This is a genomic window from Chelatococcus sp. KU-N122, assembly GCF_055391085.1.
Genome location: NZ_AP043981.1, coordinates 2,165,975 through 2,185,596 on the forward strand (window position 1 = coordinate 2,165,975; position 19,622 = coordinate 2,185,596).

General features: G+C 68.9%; 17 protein-coding genes, 1 tRNA gene and 1 pseudogene. 6 read left to right on the forward strand and 13 right to left on the reverse strand.

Annotation, left to right across the window (positions count from 1 at the left end):
• Positions 1-87 precede the first annotated feature (87 nt).
• Positions 88-163 (forward strand) — tRNA-Glu (locus tag ACZ5PO_RS09640).
• A 625-nt stretch (positions 164-788) separates the two neighbouring features.
• A complete protein-coding gene (locus tag ACZ5PO_RS09645; protein WP_464192721.1) occupies positions 789-1,403 on the forward strand; it encodes a response regulator transcription factor in 615 nt (204 codons plus the stop codon).
• Positions 1,404-1,541: 138 nt separating this feature from the next.
• Here ACZ5PO_RS09645 and ACZ5PO_RS09650 read toward each other — a convergent pair whose 3' ends face one another.
• Positions 1,542-1,937 (reverse strand): hypothetical protein, encoded by a 396-nt coding sequence (locus ACZ5PO_RS09650; RefSeq protein ID WP_464192723.1) that lies wholly within the window; start codon positions 1,935-1,937, stop codon positions 1,542-1,544.
• Positions 1,938-2,006: 69 nt separating this feature from the next.
• Between ACZ5PO_RS09650 and ACZ5PO_RS09655 the strand changes: the two are divergent.
• The 3 genes and pseudogenes from ACZ5PO_RS09655 to ACZ5PO_RS09665 form a co-directional block, all read left to right on the forward strand.
• Positions 2,007-2,099 (forward strand): annotated as a pseudogene (locus tag ACZ5PO_RS09655) (hypothetical protein); the annotation flags it as partial.
• Between the two features lie 43 nt (positions 2,100-2,142).
• Positions 2,143-2,580 carry a lysozyme gene (locus tag ACZ5PO_RS09660; RefSeq protein ID WP_464192726.1) on the forward strand — a complete coding sequence of 146 codons (438 nt, stop codon included), beginning with the start codon at positions 2,143-2,145 and terminating at the stop codon, positions 2,578-2,580.
• A gap of 311 nt (positions 2,581-2,891) precedes the next feature.
• Positions 2,892-5,006: a TonB-dependent receptor gene (locus ACZ5PO_RS09665; protein WP_464192728.1), complete on the forward strand. Its 2,115-nt coding sequence runs from the start codon at positions 2,892-2,894 to the stop codon at positions 5,004-5,006.
• 174 nt (positions 5,007-5,180) lie between these two features.
• Here ACZ5PO_RS09665 and ACZ5PO_RS09670 read toward each other — a convergent pair whose 3' ends face one another.
• The 5 genes from ACZ5PO_RS09670 to ACZ5PO_RS09690 form a co-directional block, all read right to left on the reverse strand.
• Positions 5,181-5,558, reverse strand: coding sequence for a hypothetical protein (locus ACZ5PO_RS09670; protein WP_464192730.1), 378 nt, complete (start codon positions 5,556-5,558; stop codon positions 5,181-5,183).
• Positions 5,559-5,732: 174 nt separating this feature from the next.
• Complete coding sequence (locus ACZ5PO_RS09675; protein ID WP_464192733.1) at positions 5,733-5,984, reverse strand: hypothetical protein; 252 nt, start codon at positions 5,982-5,984, stop codon at positions 5,733-5,735.
• Positions 5,985-6,214: 230 nt separating this feature from the next.
• Positions 6,215-6,799, reverse strand: coding sequence for a nucleotidyltransferase family protein (locus ACZ5PO_RS09680; RefSeq protein WP_464192735.1), 585 nt, complete (start codon positions 6,797-6,799; stop codon positions 6,215-6,217).
• A 63-nt stretch (positions 6,800-6,862) separates the two neighbouring features.
• A complete protein-coding gene (locus ACZ5PO_RS09685; RefSeq protein ID WP_464192737.1) occupies positions 6,863-7,990 on the reverse strand; it encodes a glycosyltransferase family 4 protein in 1,128 nt (375 codons plus the stop codon).
• Positions 7,987-8,832, reverse strand: a complete 846-nt coding sequence (locus ACZ5PO_RS09690; RefSeq protein ID WP_464192740.1) for an aldo/keto reductase — start codon at positions 8,830-8,832, stop codon at positions 7,987-7,989. The genes ACZ5PO_RS09685 and ACZ5PO_RS09690 overlap by 4 nt, the downstream gene beginning before the upstream one ends.
• A 223-nt stretch (positions 8,833-9,055) precedes the next feature.
• Here ACZ5PO_RS09690 and ACZ5PO_RS09695 point away from each other — a divergent pair, with 223 nt between their 5' ends.
• Positions 9,056-10,027 (forward strand): glycosyltransferase family 2 protein, encoded by a 972-nt coding sequence (locus ACZ5PO_RS09695; protein WP_464192742.1) that lies wholly within the window; start codon positions 9,056-9,058, stop codon positions 10,025-10,027.
• 28 nt (positions 10,028-10,055) lie between these two features.
• On the opposite strand, the gene ACZ5PO_RS09700 is transcribed toward ACZ5PO_RS09695, so the two are convergent.
• The 7 genes from ACZ5PO_RS09700 to ACZ5PO_RS09730 form a co-directional block, all read right to left on the reverse strand.
• Positions 10,056-11,474 carry a glycosyltransferase family 4 protein gene (locus ACZ5PO_RS09700; protein WP_464192744.1) on the reverse strand — a complete coding sequence of 473 codons (1,419 nt, stop codon included), beginning with the start codon at positions 11,472-11,474 and terminating at the stop codon, positions 10,056-10,058.
• A complete protein-coding gene (locus ACZ5PO_RS09705) occupies positions 11,471-12,136 on the reverse strand; it encodes an AAA family ATPase (RefSeq protein WP_464192746.1) in 666 nt (221 codons plus the stop codon). The genes ACZ5PO_RS09700 and ACZ5PO_RS09705 overlap by 4 nt, the downstream gene beginning before the upstream one ends.
• Before the next feature lie 419 nt (positions 12,137-12,555).
• Entirely contained in the window at positions 12,556-13,023 is a 468-nt protein-coding gene (locus ACZ5PO_RS09710; protein ID WP_464192748.1) for a hypothetical protein, read from the reverse strand.
• Positions 13,024-13,058: 35 nt separating this feature from the next.
• Entirely contained in the window at positions 13,059-14,093 is a 1,035-nt protein-coding gene (bioB, locus tag ACZ5PO_RS09715) for a biotin synthase BioB (protein ID WP_464196780.1), read from the reverse strand.
• A gap of 201 nt (positions 14,094-14,294) precedes the next feature.
• Entirely contained in the window at positions 14,295-14,954 is a 660-nt protein-coding gene (locus tag ACZ5PO_RS09720; protein WP_464192750.1) for a GntR family transcriptional regulator, read from the reverse strand.
• A gap of 12 nt (positions 14,955-14,966) precedes the next feature.
• Positions 14,967-16,445 carry a sigma-54-dependent transcriptional regulator gene (locus ACZ5PO_RS09725; RefSeq protein WP_464192752.1) on the reverse strand — a complete coding sequence of 493 codons (1,479 nt, stop codon included), beginning with the start codon at positions 16,443-16,445 and terminating at the stop codon, positions 14,967-14,969.
• Positions 16,446-16,688: 243 nt separating this feature from the next.
• Positions 16,689-19,601, reverse strand: coding sequence for an ATP-binding protein (locus ACZ5PO_RS09730; protein WP_464192754.1), 2,913 nt, complete (start codon positions 19,599-19,601; stop codon positions 16,689-16,691).
• Positions 19,602-19,622: the final 21 nt, after the last annotated feature.

Below are 19,622 nucleotides of genomic sequence, written 5' to 3' on the forward strand. Positions count from 1 at the left end.
GCGAGCGCCTTTTTGTGCGCCGCCGCCGGCAGAAGTCGCTTGAATGCGCGGCGCGTTATCGTTATACGACCGCTTCCGCGATTGGAAGCTCCCATCGTCTAGCGGTCTAGGACGTCGCCCTCTCACGGCGAAAACAGGGGTTCGAGTCCCCTTGGGAGCGCCAACGAAATCAAGCACTTAGCGCCGACGTTGGCCAGCTTGTACCGAATGCGGCCAGTATGGAGTCTGGGGCGAGCGCGCGGTTCCCTTCAGAACTGGCCGCTTGGGCGATTCGACCTGTTCGCCACAACTCCCAGATAACCGACCGCGCCGAAACCCCCGTGGCATCGTCGACCTAGCCTCTGGTCGTGAGGATCGAGGGGAAACCTCCTGCGGTAGCGGCGCAGCGCTACATCCCACCCCCCGACAGACGGCCCGATGTTCTCGTTCCGGTCCATGGTGACGTGAAAGCCGAGCGGCTTGGCCTCACTCTGTCGATTGGTCGTGAAAATCACGCGCGATCTGGATAGCGAACCCTGAGCCTTCCGTTACTCGTTCGAGCCGTCCCCCGTTTAGGGGAGGTGACTTGCATTAGCTTGGTGCTCTATTTTCCACGGGGGTGTGCCGTAACGCGCGCAAATGCGCTTGCCGCTCCGCGGCGCAGATCGCCAGACCCCGCCGCCTCTTTGGAGTCTGGATGGTGACTGTTCTAAGTACGCCTCTCGTCGATGCCCCGCGCAACTAAGCGCACCGGTTCGCCGGGAGGGTGCACGGCCCTGATCGAGAATCGTACCTTTTTTCGCGAGTGCGTGCTGGCCGCACTTCGGGCCAATGAACCGGAGCAGGACTTCATCGCCTTTGAGAGCGTGGCCGAATGGGTGCAGAGCGCCGACGCCGCGCGGACATCGCTGCTGATTCTGTGGAAGTCGGCGCGATCGGCGACCGCGGATGCGGTCTTCAGCGAGTGGCTGCGCCAAGTGGTGGAGCGACCGGGGTCTCCGCCGGTCGCCGTCATGTCGGATTGCGAAGACGCAGAGCTGATCGCGCATGTCATCAACGACGGAGCGCGCGCATTCCTGCCCACGGCCAGCATGAGCCTTGAGATTGCCGCCAAGGTGCTTGAACTCGTACGCTCAGGGGGAACCTTCATCCCGGCGAGCATGATCGTCGCGGCGCCAGCAAGCGGCAACGGCGACACGGCCGCCAGTTCCTCCGAGGCGGCCCAGCTTCTCTCACCGCGTCAGATTGAGGTTGCGCACGCCATGAGCCGAGGACTCTCGAACAAGCTGATTGCCGATGAGCTGGCCATGTCGGAGGGCACGGTCAAGGTGCACGTCAGGAACATCCTGCGGAAGCTCGATGCCAAGAACCGCACCGAGGTCGCTATCCGCTTACGCGTGTACGGTGCACCAATCATGACGTGAACGGATACGCGCACGTGAATGCCGCCGCAACATTTGCGGTTGCGCAATTTTTAGCTATGGCGCCACGGTTGCGCCCCCACCCTCCGTCAGCTGTGCTGCCGGCGGCGATCATCCAGACCGGCAGATGGCGTTCAGGCGTTATTTGACCTCGTCGCAAATTCCGCTAGCCACGAGCTGAAGCACGACAAGCATAAACGTGGGCCGGTCCTGCCAAGAATAGTGGGTGATCCGGACGAAGTTCTCGACCGGGCCCAGAGGCCGTTTCTTATTTCCAGCCAAAACCGTATCTGAGCTGCCATCGCCTACATGGGCGACATGCATGTGCCAGACTGGTCCGTCCTTAAGACTGACCGTGCCGCTTTCGGTATCAATGATCAGGCTCGAAAATACTCCGAAGGGCTCGACGGCGCCCATGGAGCCATCGTTCCAGTTTAGCTGATTCACCGATCTGGCATCGCACCTGTGGATCTTTGCGGCGACCCCGGCCTGCCCTGCGGCCAGCAGCATCGCCGCAGCCAGGATCAAAATTCTCATGTGCTGCCACCCCAATGGCTAGGCTTCTTCTCGGCTCACTCAACATATTTTGACGGAGCAATCCACACTATGGACACGACGGAGATCCAGCGCGCGCTGGCTGCGCGCGGGTTCAACCCCGGGCCGCTCGACGGGTTGTGGAGAGCCAAGACGAAGGCGGCGGTGGTCGCCTTCAGAGGATCGTCGGCCTCTATCCCGATGGATCGTGGGGCCGAAGACGACCCTGGCGCTTTCGACGCCGGTCTCGACGGCTGCGCCGCCCCCGGCGCCTGCCCGGCAGGCGATGTCATCCACCGGCATCGTAGCGCTCATCAGCCGCGAGGCGATCAAGCTGAAAGCCTACCGGGACAGCGTCGGCGTCTGGACCATCGGTATCGGGCGCACGGCCGCGGCCGGCGCGCCGGTACCGCATTCCAGCCTGACGATCACCGAGGCGGAGGCGCGGGCTATCTTCGCGCGCGATTTGACGCCCTACGAGGATGCGGTGCGTGACGCCATCACCGTCGACCTCGCTGACCACCAGTTCGACGCGCTCGTGTCGATCTGCTTCAACATCGGCCAGAGTGCATTCCGCGGCCACAGCCACAGGATAAAGATCGTTCCGGCCGCGTCTCATACCGCAGCTCGAAATTGCCGACGATGATCCGCCGAACGTCACGCGGCCCGAAGGTTTCCAGCTTCTCGCGAAGCCGCGGATAGTCGAGCAACCGGCTGGGGGCGCGCGCAAGCTGCTGCACCACCCGCGCCACAGCCTCCGAGGGGTTTCGGCCTGCGCCGCAGGCGCGGCGCCTCGGTCGCGCCCAATGTTTGCGCGCTGGCGCCGACAATCCGTGCAATTGTATGACGTTTTTATATTTTCCTCATACTGAACCGCTGCCATCATCCCACCGCTCGGCAACGCGGAGGGTGGCAGTGGCTGGTTGGGCTCGATACGGCGCGCGGATTGGATACTCGTTGCGGGGCGCCTGCCTCTCGGCCGCCGCCTGCCTGGTGGTTCCCGATCCCGACAAGGCCCTGGCGCAGCCGGCGGCTCCGGCCGCGCAGCCCCAGGAGAACGGCCTCACACTGCCGGAGATCGTGGTGGCCGCCCCCACGGGCACGGTGAGCGCCAGCGCCGTCTATGTCGGAGGCAGGAGCGGCATCGGCGGCATCGATCCGCCGGTCGATTCGTCGAGCTCCGGCGTGGTGTCCGGCGCGGCGGTCAACAGCCGGCCGTTCACGCGGCCGGGCGAGGCGCTCGAAGCGGTGCCGGGCCTGATCGTCACCCAGCACTCCGGCGAGGGGAAGGCCAACCAGTATTTCCTGCGCGGCTTCAACCTCGACCACGGCACCGACATCGCCATCTGGGTCGACGGCATGCCGGTGAACATGCGCACGCACGGCCACGGCCAGGGCTATGCCGACCTCAACTTCCTGATCCCCGAGCTGATCGGCTCGGTCGAGTTCCACAAGGGGCCGTATTTCGTGCGCGACGGCGACTTCGCCTCCGCCGGCTCGGTCAGGATCAACTACCTGGATACGGTCGAGCGCAACGTCGCGCTCGTCTCGCTGGGCAGCTTCGGCTACAAGCGGGCGCTGTCGTTCGCCTCGACGCCCGTCGGCCAGGGCAACCTCATCGTCGCCGGCGAGGCGCAGGTCTACGACGGCCCCTGGGACGTGCCGGATCGGCTGCGCAAGGTGAACGGCTTCGTCCGCTACAGCCAGGGAACCGAGCTCGACGGCTTCGCCATCACCGGCATGGCCTACGCCTCGCGGTGGACCGCCACCAACCAGGTGCCGGAGCGGGCGATCGATCAGGGCATCATCGGCCGCTTCGGCTCGCTTGACGGCAGCGACGGCGGCGACACGACGCGGTTCTCGTTGTCCGGCCGCTGGAGCCAGTCGGATGCGGGCGGCGTGACGCGGGCCAGCGCTTACGCCATCCGCTACCAGATGAACCTGTTCAATGACTTCACCTTCTTCCTCAACGATCCCGTCAACGGCGATCAGTTCCACCAGGCCGACAAGCGCCTGCTCGGCGGCGGCGAGGTCTCCCGGGTGTTCAAGGGCGAGCTGCTCGGCCTGCCCATGGAGAACGAGTTCGGCCTCCAGAGCCGGACCGACGACATCCGTGTCGGCTTGTTCAACACGGCCGGGCGCCGCTACCTGTCGACCACCCTCAACGACCGCGTGCTCGAGGCCAGCGCCGCCGCCTACTACGAGAACCGGGTGCGCTGGACCGACTGGATGCGCACCAGCGCCGGCGTGCGCTGGGACGGCTACTACGCCGACGTGCGCTCGGCCACGCCGGGCGGCTCCGGCACCGCGCGGGACGGTATCGTGCGGCCCAAGCTGGGCGTCGTCTTCGGGCCGTGGGCCGACACCGAGATCTTCGTGAACTACGGCGGCGGCTTCCATTCCAATGATGCCCGCGGCGTCATCGCGAACCCGTTCTCCGGCGCGGCGGCGGCGCCCTTCCTGGTGCCGTCGGAGGGCTCCGAGGTCGGCATCCGCAACCGCAGCATCGCCGGCCTCGAGACGACGTTCACGCTGTTTCAGCTCGACTTCGCCTCCGAGAACCTGTTCCAGGGCGACACCGGCACCACCGAGCCGAGCCGGCCCACCCGGCGCTACGGCATCGAATGGACCAACAGCTACAAGGTCAATCCATGGCTGGCGCTCGACGGCGACCTGACCATCACCAATGCCCGCTTCTCCGACTATGACATCGTCGGCAACCGGATCCCCGAGGCGCCGACCACCATCGTCTCCGCCGGGCTCACCTTCGGCGAGGCGCTGGGCTGGTTCGGCGCCGTGCGGCTCCGCTACTTCGGCGCTCGCCCGCTCATCGAGGACGATTCCGTGCGCTCACAGCCGACGACCCTCGTCAATGCGCGGGTCGGCTACAACTTCGCCAACGGCTGGGCGCTGCAGCTCGACGCGCTCAACCTGTTCAACGCCAAGGCCGACCAGATCACCTATTATTATGAATCCCGGCTCTGGGGCGAGCCGGCGGGCGGGGTCGCCGACCGCAACGTCCATCCGGTCGAGCCGACCTCCATCCGCCTGACGCTGGCGGGCCGGTTCTAGAACGCTTCAGCTTATCTGCTGGGAGGACTACACCGGGGCTTTGAGCCTTTGAGTGGATGGATGGCCGGGCTTGACCCGGCCATCCATCCCGCTTGAAAACCAAGTCGTCGCCCCGGTCCATCTCTGTGCAGCATCACTGTTGCACATTCCCTGCAAATTGGCTGAAGCACGCCACTAGCGCGAATTGGCTGCCCGCAGGCGCGCAGCGAGAGCGTGCCGCTCCAAGGTGTCGATGATGGTGTCCGCGATCTCCTTGGCCGAGTCCGGGTGAATCTTGACCGTGATCTCGGCGTCACCCTCGAGGCCGAAGGCGAGGGTGACGTGGCCGTCGCCGTCCGAACCGATCTCGCAGGCCATGACCGGCAGACTAGGGTCGGTGCCGTCGCGCTGGGCGATAGCAGCCGACAAGCGCAGGGAGAGATTGATCAGACCGCTGATCTCGGCGGTCGGCAGCGATATGGGCGCTGTACCATTCGGCCCGACGAGCTCGATCACCATCCTTGATCCGTCAGGCGAAATAAATCCCGCCTCGACTTCGTCGAACACGTCCATCGCTCCTCCCCTTCGGAGCGATCTTAATCATTCCTGGCGACCCATCAACTTCCGGCTGCGCGTCCTGGGCGGAGGTCGGCCCAGGGCGGTGGATCGGCCCTCGGCGCACCTCGCACGGCGTCGGCGTCAAGGGCCTTCGCACCTGCCAAACGACATGAGAATCATGGAGTTGCGCTAGATCCAGAGCGCCAGGACGACGAGCGCGGCGGCGCTCGCCGTACCAATCAGCCACATGACGGCCGACAGACGGCCGAAGGTCTGGATGAGGCGTCGCAGCTCGCGGTCGCGGTCGACGATCGACTGCACCTGCTGGCCGGTGAGCCAAGGCATGTCCGCCCGGAGATCGCGGCCGAGATCGGCGCCGCTGGCCGGGTGTTCATCGAGATCCGGGCCGAGGCGGCCGAAGGGGCGGGCGATCGTGCTCATGGCCGGCCACCGCTCGTTGCCGGCGATCCGAATTGATGCAGGCACCGAAAGTTGAAGGTACGCATGGACTGCAATCCATCTGGAGCGCCGATCGGCCACCAGCGTTTCGTACCAGCGCCATCATGAACTGGGGATGGCATTTATTGGTCGTATCCGCAGGACAAATGCAGCCATCGGCGCTGTCACTATGAAAGATGTCAGAAGTTTGGCCAGGCAGGCCCGCGAACGCGTCAAAGGACGATGGTCAACCACGGCCAGCGGGCTTGGTAATCTTCGGCCTTCTGGCGAAACAGCTCCGGCCGCGGCTGCCGCGGATTGATCCGCAGGATGCCGTCCCACAGCTCCGCCAGCCCGTTCGGCGCGTAGAGCTCGCCCGTGGCGGCATCTAGGCCGACGCATGTGCAGCGGACGAGGAAGCGGTCGATCCCGTCCCGCGCCGACCGGAGCGGCGGATAGGCGCCGCCGAAGCGGTCGCCGTACCAGAGGTGGACGCGGGCCTGGTTCCTGACCTCGACCGCGACACCGAGGTCGGCGAACAGCTCCGCAGCCTGCCGGATGACCGCATCTTCCGCATTCCAGGAAAGGTCGCCGTCGTCGAAGTAGAAGACGTCGTAGTCCTTGATGCCGGCCTCGGGCGGACGCCCGCAACGCCGGTTCCAGACGGTCTGGAACAGCGCGCCGGCGGTCAGGTAGCACTGCGGCAGGGCAAGCCGCGGCAATCGCTCGACGATGGCGGCGTTGAGCGGATTGGCCAGCACCCATTCGGCAAACGTGTCGCTGGAGATCGGCACCCCTCCCGCTGCTTCCTCTCCCAAGGCCGTTCTCCCAACGCTCCTCTTCCAAGGTTCACTCTCTGAAGGCTCGGACCGCCGCCGGCGTCACCGCGTCTGCGCGACCTCGACGAGAATGCGCTCGACCGCGCTGAAGTTCGCGCGCATGTCGAACCGGAGCGCGGTCTGCCGGGCGGCGATGCCCATGCTGCCGCGCAAGCCCGCGTCGAGCAGGCGCCGCATGCGGTCGGCCAGGGCGACGGCGTCCTCGGCGGGGATTGTGAAGCCGTCGGTTCCGTCGGCTATGAGCTCGGCCGCGCCGTTGGCGTGGGTGGTGACGACCGGCAGCCCGCTGGCCATGGCCTCGCCGGTGGACAGGCTGCAAGCGTCCCAGCGCGTCGGATGGACCAGCGCATCGGCCGCCGCCATGAAGGCGGGCATGTCGGCGATGCGGCCGTGGAAGATGGCGGTGTCGGCAAGCCCGAGGGTTCCGACGAGGCGCCGCAACGCGTCATCGGGCACGCCGCCGGCTACGGCGAGGCGCACCGGCAGGCCCTCGGCGCGCAGCGTGGCAAGGGCGCGCAAGGCGATATCGACGCCCTTGAGGCGCAGATTGTCGGCGACGGCGACGAACAGGATCTCGCCGTCGAGGTCCATCTGGCGCCGAGCCGCGGCGCGCCGGCGGAGCCGTCCGTCGGGCGAGAACCGGCCGGTGTCGACGCCGTTCGGCACCACGGACAGCCGCTCCGGCGTCAGCCGGTGGCGCGCGACGAACTGGTCGCGCACCAGGCGCGACACGGCGACGATCCGTTTGGCCCGCGCGATCTGGGCCTGCTCCACGGCGGCCATGCGGCGGCGGCGCTGGCGCGCGCGCGGCGACAGGGCCGCCCGCAGCCGCAGCGACAGGCCGGACGCCGCGACCTCCCGCATCTCGGCCAGCAGGACCGAGCCGGTCTGCGGCTGGAAGACGTCGGCCGACCACCCCGTCCCGGTGTCGTGCACCACGTCGGCATCCACCTCGGCCAGGCGCTGGGCGATGGCGAGCGGCCGGGCCAGCTCGCCGCCGGGATCGGCGACGATGTGCCAGGTGGCATCCAGGTCGCGGTCGGGCGCGCTGAAGGCCACCACGTGGACATCGTGTCCCTGCTCGACGAGGTGGGCGGCAAAGCCATGGACCCAGCGCGGCAGCCCGCCGCGGCGCAGGTCGAGGTGGTCGATCGTGAGCGCGATCCTCATGCCGCCTCGGCGAGCTCCTGCGGCGACAGGCGGATGGCCGAGGCCGCCATGTTCTCGACCAGGTGAGCGCGCGACACCGTGCCGGGTATGACGATGACGTTGGGGGAGCAGTGCAGCAGCCAGGACAAGGCCACCTGCGCCGCCGATACGCCGCGCCGGGCCGCGGCCGCGAGCAGCCAGGGGGCTCGCGCCCGCGCCGCCGCGAGCGGCGAATAGGCGATGAGGGCGGCCCCGAGCGTCTCGCAGGCGAGCAGCACGTCGGTTGCGTCCGGATCGCCCGGCCCAAGGCGCGCCTGCACCGCGGCGATGGGCGCGATGGCGGCTGCCTCCCGCACCTGGGCCGCCGAGACGTTGGACAGCCCGATGTGGCGGATCTTGCCCGCGCGGGCGAGGTCCGCCAGCACGCCGACCTGGTCGGCCCACGGCACGCTCTTGTCCGGCCAATGCAACTGGTAGAGCCCGATGCAGTCGGTTCGCAGCCGGCGAAGGCTGGCGTCACAGGCCTGGCGGATATAGTCCGGCCGGCCGCAGACCCGCGTTTCCCTGGCGCCGGTGCGGATGACGCCTCCCTTGGTCGCGATGCACAAGGCCGCGTCGTAGGGAAACAGCGACGCTGCGATCAGCTGTTCCGAGGTTTCCGGGCCGTAGCTGTCGGCGGTGTCGATCAGATTGACGCCGAGGTCGACCGCGTGACGCAGCAGGTCGCGGACCCCATCGGCATCCGCCGGCGTCCCCCACGGGCTGCCGAAGTCGACCGGCCGGAACGCGGCGCCGAAGCCGAGCCGCGCCACGCGGTCGCGCCCGCCCAGGAGGAAGGGGCTCGTCGGATCGGGAGGGCCCATTGCAGGTCGAAGTCGTCCCCAGCACAGTCCAGTCAAGCTCGTAGGCGACGGCGGGCACCATCGGCAAGCGCAAATCAGGCCCGGCCGCACGCTCCGCTGGCGCGGGCGGCGATCGTGCGGCAAAGATCGTGCTGTGGATGTGCGGCGCGCATCGCACCGGAACCGTGAGCCCCGTGTCGCGCAGACGAATGACCAGAGCACGACGACCTGCCGGCGCGGCGTCATGACGGCGCCGCGCGTCAGCGTCGTCATGCCGGTGCGCAACGGCGAGCGCTTCCTGGAGGAGGCGATCCGCAGCATCTGCGAGCAGACTTTTGCGGATTTCGAGCTCGTCGCGCTCGACGACGGCTCGATCGATGCGACGCCCGCCATCCTGGCGCGCGCTGCGGCGCGCGACGGACGGGTGCGCGTGGAGACGCTCGGCGCCGTCGGCCTGATTGCCGCGCTGAACCGGGGCCTCTCCCTGGCGCGTGGCGACTTCGTCGCGCGCATGGATGCGGACGACGTCGCGCTGCCGCAGCGGCTGGAGCGGCAGATCGAGGTGCTGGAGCGGCATCCGAACGTCGCCGCCCTCGGCTCGGCCTGCCGGATCATCGACGAGCAGGGGCGGGCCCTGGAGCTGGTGTCGCAGCCGCTCACGCCGGCCGCGATCCGGGCGGAGCTCTGGCGCCGCAACTGCCTGATGCATCCATCCGTCACCATGCGCCGCCGCCTCGCGCTCGAGGTCGGCGGCTACCGGCCGGCGTTCCTCATGTGCGAGGACTACGACCTCTGGCTGCGGCTCGCCGACACGGCCGATCTCATGAACCTGGCCGAGCCGCTCATGGCCTACCGGGGCCATGGCGGACAGAGCACCTGGTCGCGCACCGAGCAGCGCATCCTGTCCGAGCTGGGCGCCGTCGCGGCAGCACACCTTCGCCAGCGCGGCCTGCCCGATCTCGGCTCGGGCCCGGAGCCGGTCGATCGCGAGCGCCTGCGCGCGATGGGCCTCGCGGCCGCGTCGATCCGCGAGGCGGTGGCGGTCCGCGCCGTCGGCACCGCCCTCACCGCCATGGCGCTCGGCCACGGGGAGGCGGCGCGGGAGGCCCTTGATACGGCGCTGCGCACCGGCGGTCTCGGCCCCATCGCGCGGGCGCGGTGCTGGTGGCTGGCGGCGCGGCTGCGGTGGCTGCCGGGAGCCAGGGCCGGCGGCTGATCTGCCCCGGCTCCTCGATGGCTGCGGATCAAGGCGCTGGAGAGATCGGGTCCGATCGGACGACGGCGTCCGGCCCGGGCCTGCGCTCCGACGACATCGCTGCAGCCCCGGTTGCGGCCGCCACGATATCGTCGGCGACATCGCGCCACGTCCGCAGCACGAAGCCGCGGCGAACCTTCGCAGCGGCCCGTGCCAGCGCGTCTTCGTCCTCGATCCACAGGCGCAGCTGCCGGTACCAGGCCTCGTCATCGCCTGGATCGAGCGCCGGCGACAGGTCGCCCACCACTTCGGCGAGGGCGCCGCCGCTGGAGGCGATGACGGGCTTGCCGCGCGCGAAGCATTCGACGACCGGCAGGCCGAAGCCCTCGTACATCGAGGGATAGAGCCCGAACGCCGCGCCTTCGTAGAGGCTGGCCAGCTCCGCGTCGCGCAGGCCGCTGAGGTGCAGCACCGTCCCGTCGAAGCGGCCGGCATCACGCAACTGGTCGAGCACGTCCTCGACCATCCAGCCGGAGCGGCCGACGAACACCAGCCGGAAGGCGTGCCGCTGCGGGATGCCCTCGGCGAGGAGGCGCTGCCACACCCGCAGCAGCAGCGCGTGGTTCTTGCGCGGCTCGATCGTGCTCACGTAGAGCGCGAAGCGCCCGGCGACCTTCGGCTGCGCCGCGTGCCCCCACGCCGACCGCGGCTGCTGGCCGAGCGCCACGACCGCGAGGCCGCGCAGCACCACCCTGTGGCGGCGGCAATACGCCCGCACATCTTGCGCCGTCCGCTCGGCGTTGACGATGGTCAGGTCGGCCGTGGCGAACATGGCCTCCCAATAGTCGCGGAACCGCTCCGCGTCGGACTTGGAAAAGTAGTGCGGGAACAGCAGCGGGATGATGTCGTAGCAGACGCAGGCGAGGCTGGCGCCGGTGCGCGCCTTGAGCGCTGCGATGCTGTCCAGGTCCTTGTGCCACCAGTCCGACGAGGCGGTCAGGATGAGATCGCCGGGCCCCGCGGGGATCTCTCCGCCGAGCGCGCGCCGGATATCGACGAACGAGATCCGGTTGCCGTCGCCGTCGTCGAGCGCGAAGGTGTGCCGGCGCAGGCCGAGCAACATGCGCTGCAGCCTGTCGAGCCGCCGCGCGGCGCCGGGGTCGCGGGCGGTCAGCCGCCGGCGCTCCAGCGCCATGAGCAGGCCGAGACGTCCGGGAATGATGCGCCGCCATCCCTTTCGCGTGGCGGGCGGGGCGATGACCGTGTCCCCGCCGATGAGCCTAGCGGCCCAGTCCGGCGCGACCAGGCGGAACGTGCCGTCTTCGGGATCGTAGAAGCAGAGGACGAAGCGGTCCGGTTCCGCGAGGGCATGCAGGGCGAGCTCCTGCTCGACGCGGATCATGCCGACCGGGGGCCCCTGCCAGCGGCAGAGGCTCGAGATGTCGACGTAGATCCGCCCCGTCGTCACGTCGTCGCTGGCTGCGCCATCGCCGGCGCCAGCAGGAAGTCGACGAGGCTGCGGATCTCGTGCTCGGCGGCCGTGCCGGGCGCAAAGTCGGTGACCGTCAGGCCTTCAGCGAAGGCGCGCACGAACGTCGTGTCGTAGCTCAGCGCCGGGCCGACGTCGTGGCCCAGCTCCGCCAGCTCCTGGGCGATCAGCTGGCCCTCGAGGGTCTGCGGATCGACCCGGGTCGGCACGATGACGATGCGCGGCATGGCGGCGCCCGGCCAGCGCGACAGCTCGTCGATCTTGTCGAGGGTCTGCTTGGCCGAGTTGATGTCGAGGCTCGACGGGCCGCACGGCATGATGATCATGTCGGACAGCTCGATCGCGGTGCGCGAGACCGAGCCCAGATCGGCCGGCGTGTCGATGATGGCGAAATCGGTCCCGGACGTGTAGATGGCCTTGATCCAGGCCACGGTCCGCGCCGAGCTATAGGCGTGGTGGCGCACCGGAAAGCGCAGGCGCCGCGGGTTGGCCCAGGCGAACGCCGACTTCTGCGGGTCGGCGTCGATCAGGGTCACGCTATGGCCGAGCCGCACGAGCTCGCCCGCGACATTGACGGCGACGGTCGTCTTGCCGACTCCGCCCTTCCTTTGCACCACCGAGATGATGAACGTGGATCCCATCGCAGACCGCTACCCGGCAGACTAACTTGCGTCAAGGGAGTTCCAGATGACGCATCGTAATGCCAAATAACGTCGAAAAGATATAAATACGGTTAATAATTGTCCGTCTGCGCGCGGCCGGCAAATGCTGGCGAATGTATTCGCCGTCTATGTCGCTGGGGATCGCGCGAACTGTGCATCCGTGGAGCGGAAGAGTATTATTTTCGGACGCGTCTATCCGTCGATGAGTTGAATTTATTGCTCGCGAGCTAAGGCCCGGCGGCCGAATGCTGGCCCGAAATCCAACAATTTCGATCGATGCGGTGGCCGGCGTCGCGATCCGGGCGCCTGTCCGGCGTCGGTCATGGGCGGCCGGGGCCCGGGGAGGGCGGGGCGGGCGGGCCGGACGCAACGCGTCGCGGCCCCGCCGCCACGGTATCCTACTGGAGTTTGGCCGCTTGCGTTGCCGGACGTGCCGCGATCCCGGCAGCGGTCAGCTGGAGGCCGACTGTCGCCGCGATCATCGCCACAAGCCCGGCGGCGATGATGAACTCTCTGATCTGTACTGACTGCATAGCAGCCCCTTCGTTATTGCTTGAAGGAGCATGGGCGCAGAAGGTTAACGAATGGTCAACCCTTTCGCCGGGTAAGTTCAGGTGGTGCGGGGGCGGAACAATCGTTCCCTGTGGGGATCGTGCAACAGTATCCTGCGGCGGTGATCTGCAATTCGTTTTGGCAGATTGCCGATATACCGGGCGGATTTTCCTGCCAAGCTTTAGCTGGAAAGCCTGACCGTGACCAATACATCGGCGAAAGCGTGCGTCAATTCGCTGCTCTGCAAAAGAACGATCATCCGTCGCCGTTGTTCCCTGCGACCGCTTCTGCTCCGTCAGACCGAGGCCGATCATGACGGAGCGCAGGGGGGCGGCTCGATTGCGCTCGGCTACTGGCCGCGCTCCGTCGCAGCTCCGGCCGCCGGGGCGGCGGTGAGGCCGAGCCGCGCGAACAGGGCCTCGTCGCTCTGCTCGCCGGGATTGTCGGCCGTCAGCAGCGTCTCGCCGACGAAGATCGAGTTGACGCCGGCGAAGAAGCACAGGGCCTGCAATTCGGCGCTCATGCCCTTGCGGCCGGCGGCGATGCGCACGGTGGACGCCGGCATCATGATGCGGGCCAGCGCGGCGGTGCGGACGAAGTCGATCGGGTCGAGCGGCGGCGCATCGGCCAGCGGCGTGCCGGGTATGGCGATCAGCATGTTGATCGGCACGCTCTCCGGGTGCTCGGGCAGGTTGGCCAGGGTGACCAGCATGTCGGCGCGGTCCTCGTCGGTCTCCCCCATGCCGACGATGCCGCCGCAGCAGACGCTGATGCCGGCCTCGCGCACCGTGGCCAGGGTGTCGAGCCGGTCGGCGAAGGTGCGCGTGGTGATGACGTCGTTGTAGTAGCGCTGCGAGGTGTCGATGTTGTGGTTGTAGTAGTCGAGGCCGGCCTCCTTCAGTCGGGCGGCGTCGTCCGCCGTCAGCATGCCCAGGGTGACGCAGGTCTCCATGCCCAGCTCGCGGACGCCCTTGATCATGGCGACCACCGCGTCCATGTCGCGCGCCTTGGGGCTGCGCCAGGCGGCGCCCATGCAGTAGCGGGTGGCGCCCGCCTCCTTGGCCTTGCGGGCCTCGCGCAGCACGGTCTCGACCTCCGTCAGCTTCGTGGCCTTGACGCCCGCCTTGTGGTGCGCGGACTGGCTGCAATAGCCGCAATCCTCCGGACAGCCGCCGGTCTTGATGCTGAGCAAGCGCGCCAGCTGCACCTCGTTGGGGTCGAAATGGCGGCGATGCAGCCGGTGGGCGAGGAACAGCAGGTCGTTGAGCGGGGCGCGGTAGAGGGCCATGGCCTCGGCGAGCGTCCAATCATGGCGCAGCTCGTGGTCGGGACGTCCGGGAAGGGGGGCGCCGCGAGGATCCGCGCCGGCGCTCTCGACCGTCATGCTCATCCGTTTCTCCTTTTATAGATAATTCGAGATGTTTATCTCCTATGTTTGACCGAGCTGCGCCGATGACGCAAGCCGAGCCGCACCGGAAAGCGCAAGACGACCCGACCGGACGCATCCGTCCGTCCGGCCTCCATGATCCACTCCTTGAGTCCGTTTGGCTTTCCGCGGGGGTGGGCGAGCGCGCGCCGGGGCCGCTCAGCCGAGCGGAATCGGCTGCCTGGCCTTGGTTCCGGCCGCGATGGGCGTGCCGATGCGCAGCACATGGCGCGTGAGCGTGGCGAGCGCGATGTCGGGCTTGCTCTGGCGCAGGGCCGCCAGGATGGCCCGGTGATCGTGATCGGTGCGGGCGTCCCAGGTCGAGCGCCAGGAGGCGAAGAGGAAGCGCGCGCTGGCGGCCTGCAGGTCGGCGATCGACGACAGCAGCCGCGGCATGCGGCAGGGCGCCAGCAGCAGCCGGTGGAAGGCGCGGTTCGCCTCCTCCCACGATCGCACGTCCTTGCAGGTATCGCCGAAGGCGGTGGCCTGCTCGGCTTCGTCCAGGATCGCCGGCGTCAAGTGCGGCACGGCGTGGCGCAGCGCCAGGGTCTCCAGCGCCGCGCGCATCTCGGCCACCTCCTTCACCTCGTTGAGGTCGAAGGAGGCGACCCGCACGCCGCGGCGGGGAATGCTGACGGCGAGCCCCTGCGCCTCGAGCCGCCGGAACGCCTCGCGCACCGGCACGTGGCTGGCGCCGAACTCCTCGGCGATGTGGTCCTGCCGCAGGCGTTCGCCCGGCGCCAGGGCGCCGGCGATGATGCGGTCGGCCAAGGTCCGGCTGATGCGGGCGGCCACGGTCTCGTCGGGGGGCGTGCTCATGGGCGGGAGATATTATAGATAAGTCGGCTGGCGCACATCCGGCCCGTCGGCCCTCACACGAGGCGCGGTCTTGGTGTGGGCTTCGTCCTGCCATGCCTGGATGCGGCGGTAGAGGGTCGACGGGCTCACCTCCAGCGCCGCGGCCGCCTTCGGCACGCTGCCGCCGCACCGCGTGATCGCGGCCTCGATGGTATGGCGTATGACATCGTCCAGGGGGCGAATGGTGGTGCCGGCCCCGGCCGGTTCCGTGTCGCGGCCGGGCGCGGTCACGGCCGCCGGGCCGCCGCGATGCGCCGGCGCGGCCGCGGCGCCGCCCGCCAGCAGGTCGCGCGGCAGCATGTCCTCGCTCGCCCACTCGCCGTCGTTGATCACCACGATCGAGCGCACCACGTTCTGCAACTGGCGGACGTTCCCGGGCCAGCGGTAGGCCGCGAGCCGCGCCTCGGCCTCCGCGGTGAAGCCCTTGAATCCCTTGCTGTCCTCTTTGGCGAACTGCTCCAGAAAATGGCGTGCGATCAGCACGACGTCCTCGTCGCGCTCGCGCAGCGGCGGCAGCTCCACCGGCACCACGTGCAGGCGATAGAACAGGTCCTCGCGGAAGCGGCCGGCCGCCACCTCGGCCAGCGGATCGCGATTGGTGGCGCAGACGATGCGCACGTCGACCGGGCGGGCGGTATCCTCGCCGACCCGGCGCACGCTCTTGTCCTGCAGGAAGCGCAGCAGCTTGGCCTGCAAGGCCATGTCCATTTCGCCGATCTCGTCCAGGAACAGCGTGCCGCCGTCCGCCTGCAGGGCGGCGCCTTTGCGGTCGCTGGTGGCGCCGGTGAAGGCGCCCTTGACGTGGCCGAAGAGCTCGCTTTCCAGAAGATCACGCGGAATGGCGGCGCAGTTCAGCACGACGAACGGCCCGTCGCGCCGCTTGCTCAGCATATGCAGCGCATCGGCGCACAGCTCCTTGCCGGTGCCGCTCTCACCGGTGATGAACACGGTGGCGTTCGACGGCGCAGCACTCTGGAGGATGCGGTACACTACCTGCATCGCCATCGACGTGCCGATGAACTTGACGAAGGTGCCGCGCCCGTACTCCTCCTTGATGACGGCGATCTCGTCCGCCATGCGCCGCCGCTCGATGGCGTTGCGCACCGTCACCCGCAGGCGCTCGGCGGTGAACGGCTTCATCACGAAGTCGAAGGCGCCGTCGCGCATGGCCTCGACGGCGAGCTTGATCGAGCCCTGGCCGGTGATGACGATCACCTCGGTGGGCAGCGCTGCCGCCTTGACCCGCCTCAGCACGTCGAGGCCGTCCATGTCCGGCAGATGGGCGTCGAGCACGATGACCGACGGCGGGTGCTGCTCGAGCCCCGCCAGGGCCGCGGTGCCGGTGTGGGCGACGGTCGTTTCCACCGGCTCCGTCGCCAGATAGGCGGCGTAGGTATCGGCGAGCGATGGAACGTCTTCGACGATCAATACGCGCCTGGTCGCTCTGGTCATCCCTCGTCCCATGGTTTGTCGCGCCGGTGATCCCGGCCAGCCGGCCTGCCGATCACGACGCGAACGCTCTCCGCCATCGAACGCGCGTTTGAAGCGCCTGTCCATGGGCGGTGCGGCGCACGATCATGCCGACGCTATACAGCTTACGTGATGCGCCCGTCGGCGGCGCGTCGTGGCGAGCCCACGCCGCGCCCCCTCCCGGGCGCCCTGGAGCGCTTCGCGCCCCCGATTCGTGCTCCGGCGTCAGGTGGCCGCGGCATCCGCCGGTGCCGTTTGCAGCCGCCGTTCCAGCTCCGCCATACCGCGTTCCGCGCTGGCGCGCAGCCGCTCCACCGTCGCCTCCGCCTCCGGGCCGGCGGGATCCTGCTCGATGGCGCGCGCCGCGGCCGCGGCGGCGGCCAGCCCGAACTGCGCGAGCAGGCCGGCCAGGGCATGGGCGCGCTTGCGCCGCTGCTCGGGCTCGCCTGCCAGGGCGGGGAGCATCTGGCGCACCTGCACGACCGCATTCGACACCAGCCGCAGGAAGATCTCGTCGCCGACGTCCTCGCGCAGGGTGCCCAGCGCCGCCTCGTCGATATCGGCCGCCGCGGCGGCCTCGGTGTCCGCACCGCGATCGGCGGCGGCCCTCGTGGTGAAGCTGGCGAGCATGGCATCGAGCTCCGTGGGAACGACGGGCTTGGTCAGGTAGCCGGTCATGCCGATCTGCGTCGCCACCACCCGGTCGTGCGGAAGGGCCTGTGCGGTCAACGCGTAGATCGGCAGGGCGCCGGCGGGCGGCGCCATGGCGCGGATCCGCCGCGTCGCCTCCAGACCGTCCATCTCCGGCATCTGCATGTCCATCAGGACGAGATCGAAGGCGCCGCGCGCGTCGGTGACCGCGGCGACCGCCTCGGCGCCGTCCGACACCACCTGCACGCGGTGGCCGCGCCGCTCCAGCATCGTCTTGATCACCAGCTGGCTGGTCGGGGTATCCTCCGCCACCAGGACGCGCAGCTTGCGCGCCGGGGCAGCGCGCGCGGTGGCAGTGGCGGGCGGCGGCGGCTGGACCGGCAGGGCGGCTTCGGGCAGATCGACCAGCACGACGAACGTGGCGCCGGCGCCCGGCGCGCTCACGACGAAGATGCGGCCGCCCATCAGCTCGATCAGCTTCTTGCAGATGGCGAGGCCCAGGCCCGAGCCGCCGAACCGCGTGGTGACCGCGGCCGAGCCCTGCTCGAACGGCGAGAACAGCCGGTCCTGCGCGGCAACGGCGATGCCCGGGCCGGTATCGCTCACCTCGATGCGGATGCGATCCGGGTGCATGGCGTCGGACTGGCGGCTGACGTGGGTGCGCACGTGCCCGGCCTCGGTGAACTTCACCGCATTGCTGATGAGGTTGGTCAGCACCTGATGCAGCCGGCTCGCGTCCCCGCTCATCGCACCCGGCACGTCGTCGTCGACGACCATCTCGATCGCCAGCGGCTTCTGCCCGGCCAGCACCCGCGCCGTCTCCTTGAGGCTCTCGAGCATGGCGCGGATGTCGAACGACGTGCGCTCCAGCGACAGCCGGCCCGCCTCCAGGCGGGAGAAATCGAGGATGCCGTTGATCAGCCCGAGCAGCCGGTCGGCGGATTCGTTGATGCCCTCGGCGAACTTGTGCTGCTCGGCCTCGAGCGGCGTGTCGAGCAGCAGGTTGGACAGGCCGATGACCGCGTTCATCGGCGTGCGGATCTCGTGGCTGACCATGGCCAGGAACTCGGACTTCGACCGGTTGGCCTCCTCGGCCGCCTCCTGCGCCACCCTCATCTCCGCATTGGCGCGGCGCAGCGCGAGCTCGTCCGTATGCTGCTGGGTGACGTCGGCGATCAGTGCCAGCCGGCCCGCATCGGGCATGGGCGAGGTGCGCACCTCGAGCCGCCGTCCGTCATAGGCGTCGAACTGCACGACCGTCGCGGCCTCGTTCCGCAGCTTCTCCCAATTGGCCAGCGCCTGCTCCCGGCGGCGCTGGTCGGCGCCGATGCGCTTCTCCAGCAGCCGCGTCATGAAATCCGCGACCTTGGCCCCGTCGAGCGGCATCAGCGCTCCGAAGCGATCCTGGAAGCGCTTGTTGCAGGCGAGCACGTGCCCATCCTTGTCGACCACGACGAGGCCCTCGGTCATGTGGTCGAACGTGCCTTGCAGCAGTGCCCGCTGCTTCTCGAGCGCCGCTTCCTGGCGCTGCACGATGGCGAACTGGCGCGCCACCAGGATCACCGCGCCGATCACCAGGGCGAGCGCGCCGAGCCCGACGAAGCCCATGCGGATCATGTCGTCGCGCCAGCTGGCGGCGATGACGCCGACGCCGAGGCTCACGGCGACGACCACCGGCCAGCTGCGCGTGGTGCGGAAGCTGACGATCTCCTTTGCCCCGGTCGTCGGGTTGGTCCAGATGTAGGTCCCGGTCTCGATCTTGGGCAGGTAGCGGGTGAAGATCGGCTCCTGCGGGCTCACCCCGGTCGCCAGCGCCACGTCGTCGTCGGCCTGGATCAACACCGTCCCGTCGTGCCGCATGACCCGCACCGAGGCGTCGCGGCTGTCGACGATCGGCCGGTACAGCCGGCTCAGCACCGGCGGATTGACCATGGCGATCACCACCCACTGCAGCTGATCCGCGTGCGTCATCGTCCTCACGGAGACGGGCAGGAACTCGACCCCCTCCAGGGGCGCCGCGGCAAAGGACCGCCGTGGTACGGGGGCGCCGATGAAGGGCTTGCCGCTGCCCGGCGCGAGCTGCGCGCGGAACACGTCGAGCTCGGAGATCGAGGCGCCGACATCGCTTTCGATCGTGCTGCTGCGGACGATGCCGAGCGCATCGACCAGGGCCACGCCGCGGAACTCGGGGTCGCCGCGCAGGCTCTCCTTGATCTGGGCGATCGCCTGTTCCTCCGGCAGGGTGGTGAACAGGGCGACGAACGTCTCCAGGCGGCTCTCGGTGGTTTGCAGGAAGCGGTCGGTATGGTCGTCCACGAGGCGGGCGAGCGTGGCGGCCAGCCCCTCGGCCTGGTGGATGGCGCGGTCGTAGGTCGATCCGGCGAACACCACGAACAACAGCACGAGCGCGAGCGAGACGATCAGGAACGCAGCGATGACGGCGCGCAGGGGGCGAGCCTGGCGCAGTCCGTCGACGCCTGTCTGCATCGCTCGCCCTCATTGCGCCGG

Bases quoted from the DNA above. Each gene is read 5' to 3' on its own strand.
- ACZ5PO_RS09675 (WP_464192733.1), bottom strand. From the start codon at position 5,984: ATGAGCACGATCGCCCGCCCCTTCGGCCGCCTCGGCCCGGATCTCGAT.
- ACZ5PO_RS09690 (WP_464192740.1), bottom strand. From the start codon at position 8,832: ATGGGCCCTCCCGATCCGACGAGCCCCTTCCTCCTGGGCGGGCGCGAC.
- ACZ5PO_RS09710 (WP_464192748.1), bottom strand. From the start codon at position 13,023: ATGATCGGCCTCGGTCTGACGGAGCAGAAGCGGTCGCAGGGAACAACG.
- ACZ5PO_RS09705 (WP_464192746.1), bottom strand. From the start codon at position 12,136: ATGGGATCCACGTTCATCATCTCGGTGGTGCAAAGGAAGGGCGGAGTC.
- ACZ5PO_RS09725 (WP_464192752.1), bottom strand. From the start codon at position 16,445: ATGACCAGAGCGACCAGGCGCGTATTGATCGTCGAAGACGTTCCATCG.
- ACZ5PO_RS09685 (WP_464192737.1), bottom strand. From the start codon at position 7,990: ATGAGGATCGCGCTCACGATCGACCACCTCGACCTGCGCCGCGGCGGG.
- ACZ5PO_RS09720 (WP_464192750.1), bottom strand. From the start codon at position 14,954: ATGAGCACGCCCCCCGACGAGACCGTGGCCGCCCGCATCAGCCGGACC.
- ACZ5PO_RS09695 (WP_464192742.1), top strand. From the start codon at position 9,056: ATGACGGCGCCGCGCGTCAGCGTCGTCATGCCGGTGCGCAACGGCGAG.
- ACZ5PO_RS09670 (WP_464192730.1), bottom strand. From the start codon at position 5,558: ATGGACGTGTTCGACGAAGTCGAGGCGGGATTTATTTCGCCTGACGGA.
- bioB (WP_464196780.1), bottom strand. From the start codon at position 14,093: ATGACGGTCGAGAGCGCCGGCGCGGATCCTCGCGGCGCCCCCCTTCCC.
- ACZ5PO_RS09650 (WP_464192723.1), bottom strand. From the start codon at position 1,937: ATGAGAATTTTGATCCTGGCTGCGGCGATGCTGCTGGCCGCAGGGCAG.
- ACZ5PO_RS09730 (WP_464192754.1), bottom strand. From the start codon at position 19,601: ATGCAGACAGGCGTCGACGGACTGCGCCAGGCTCGCCCCCTGCGCGCC.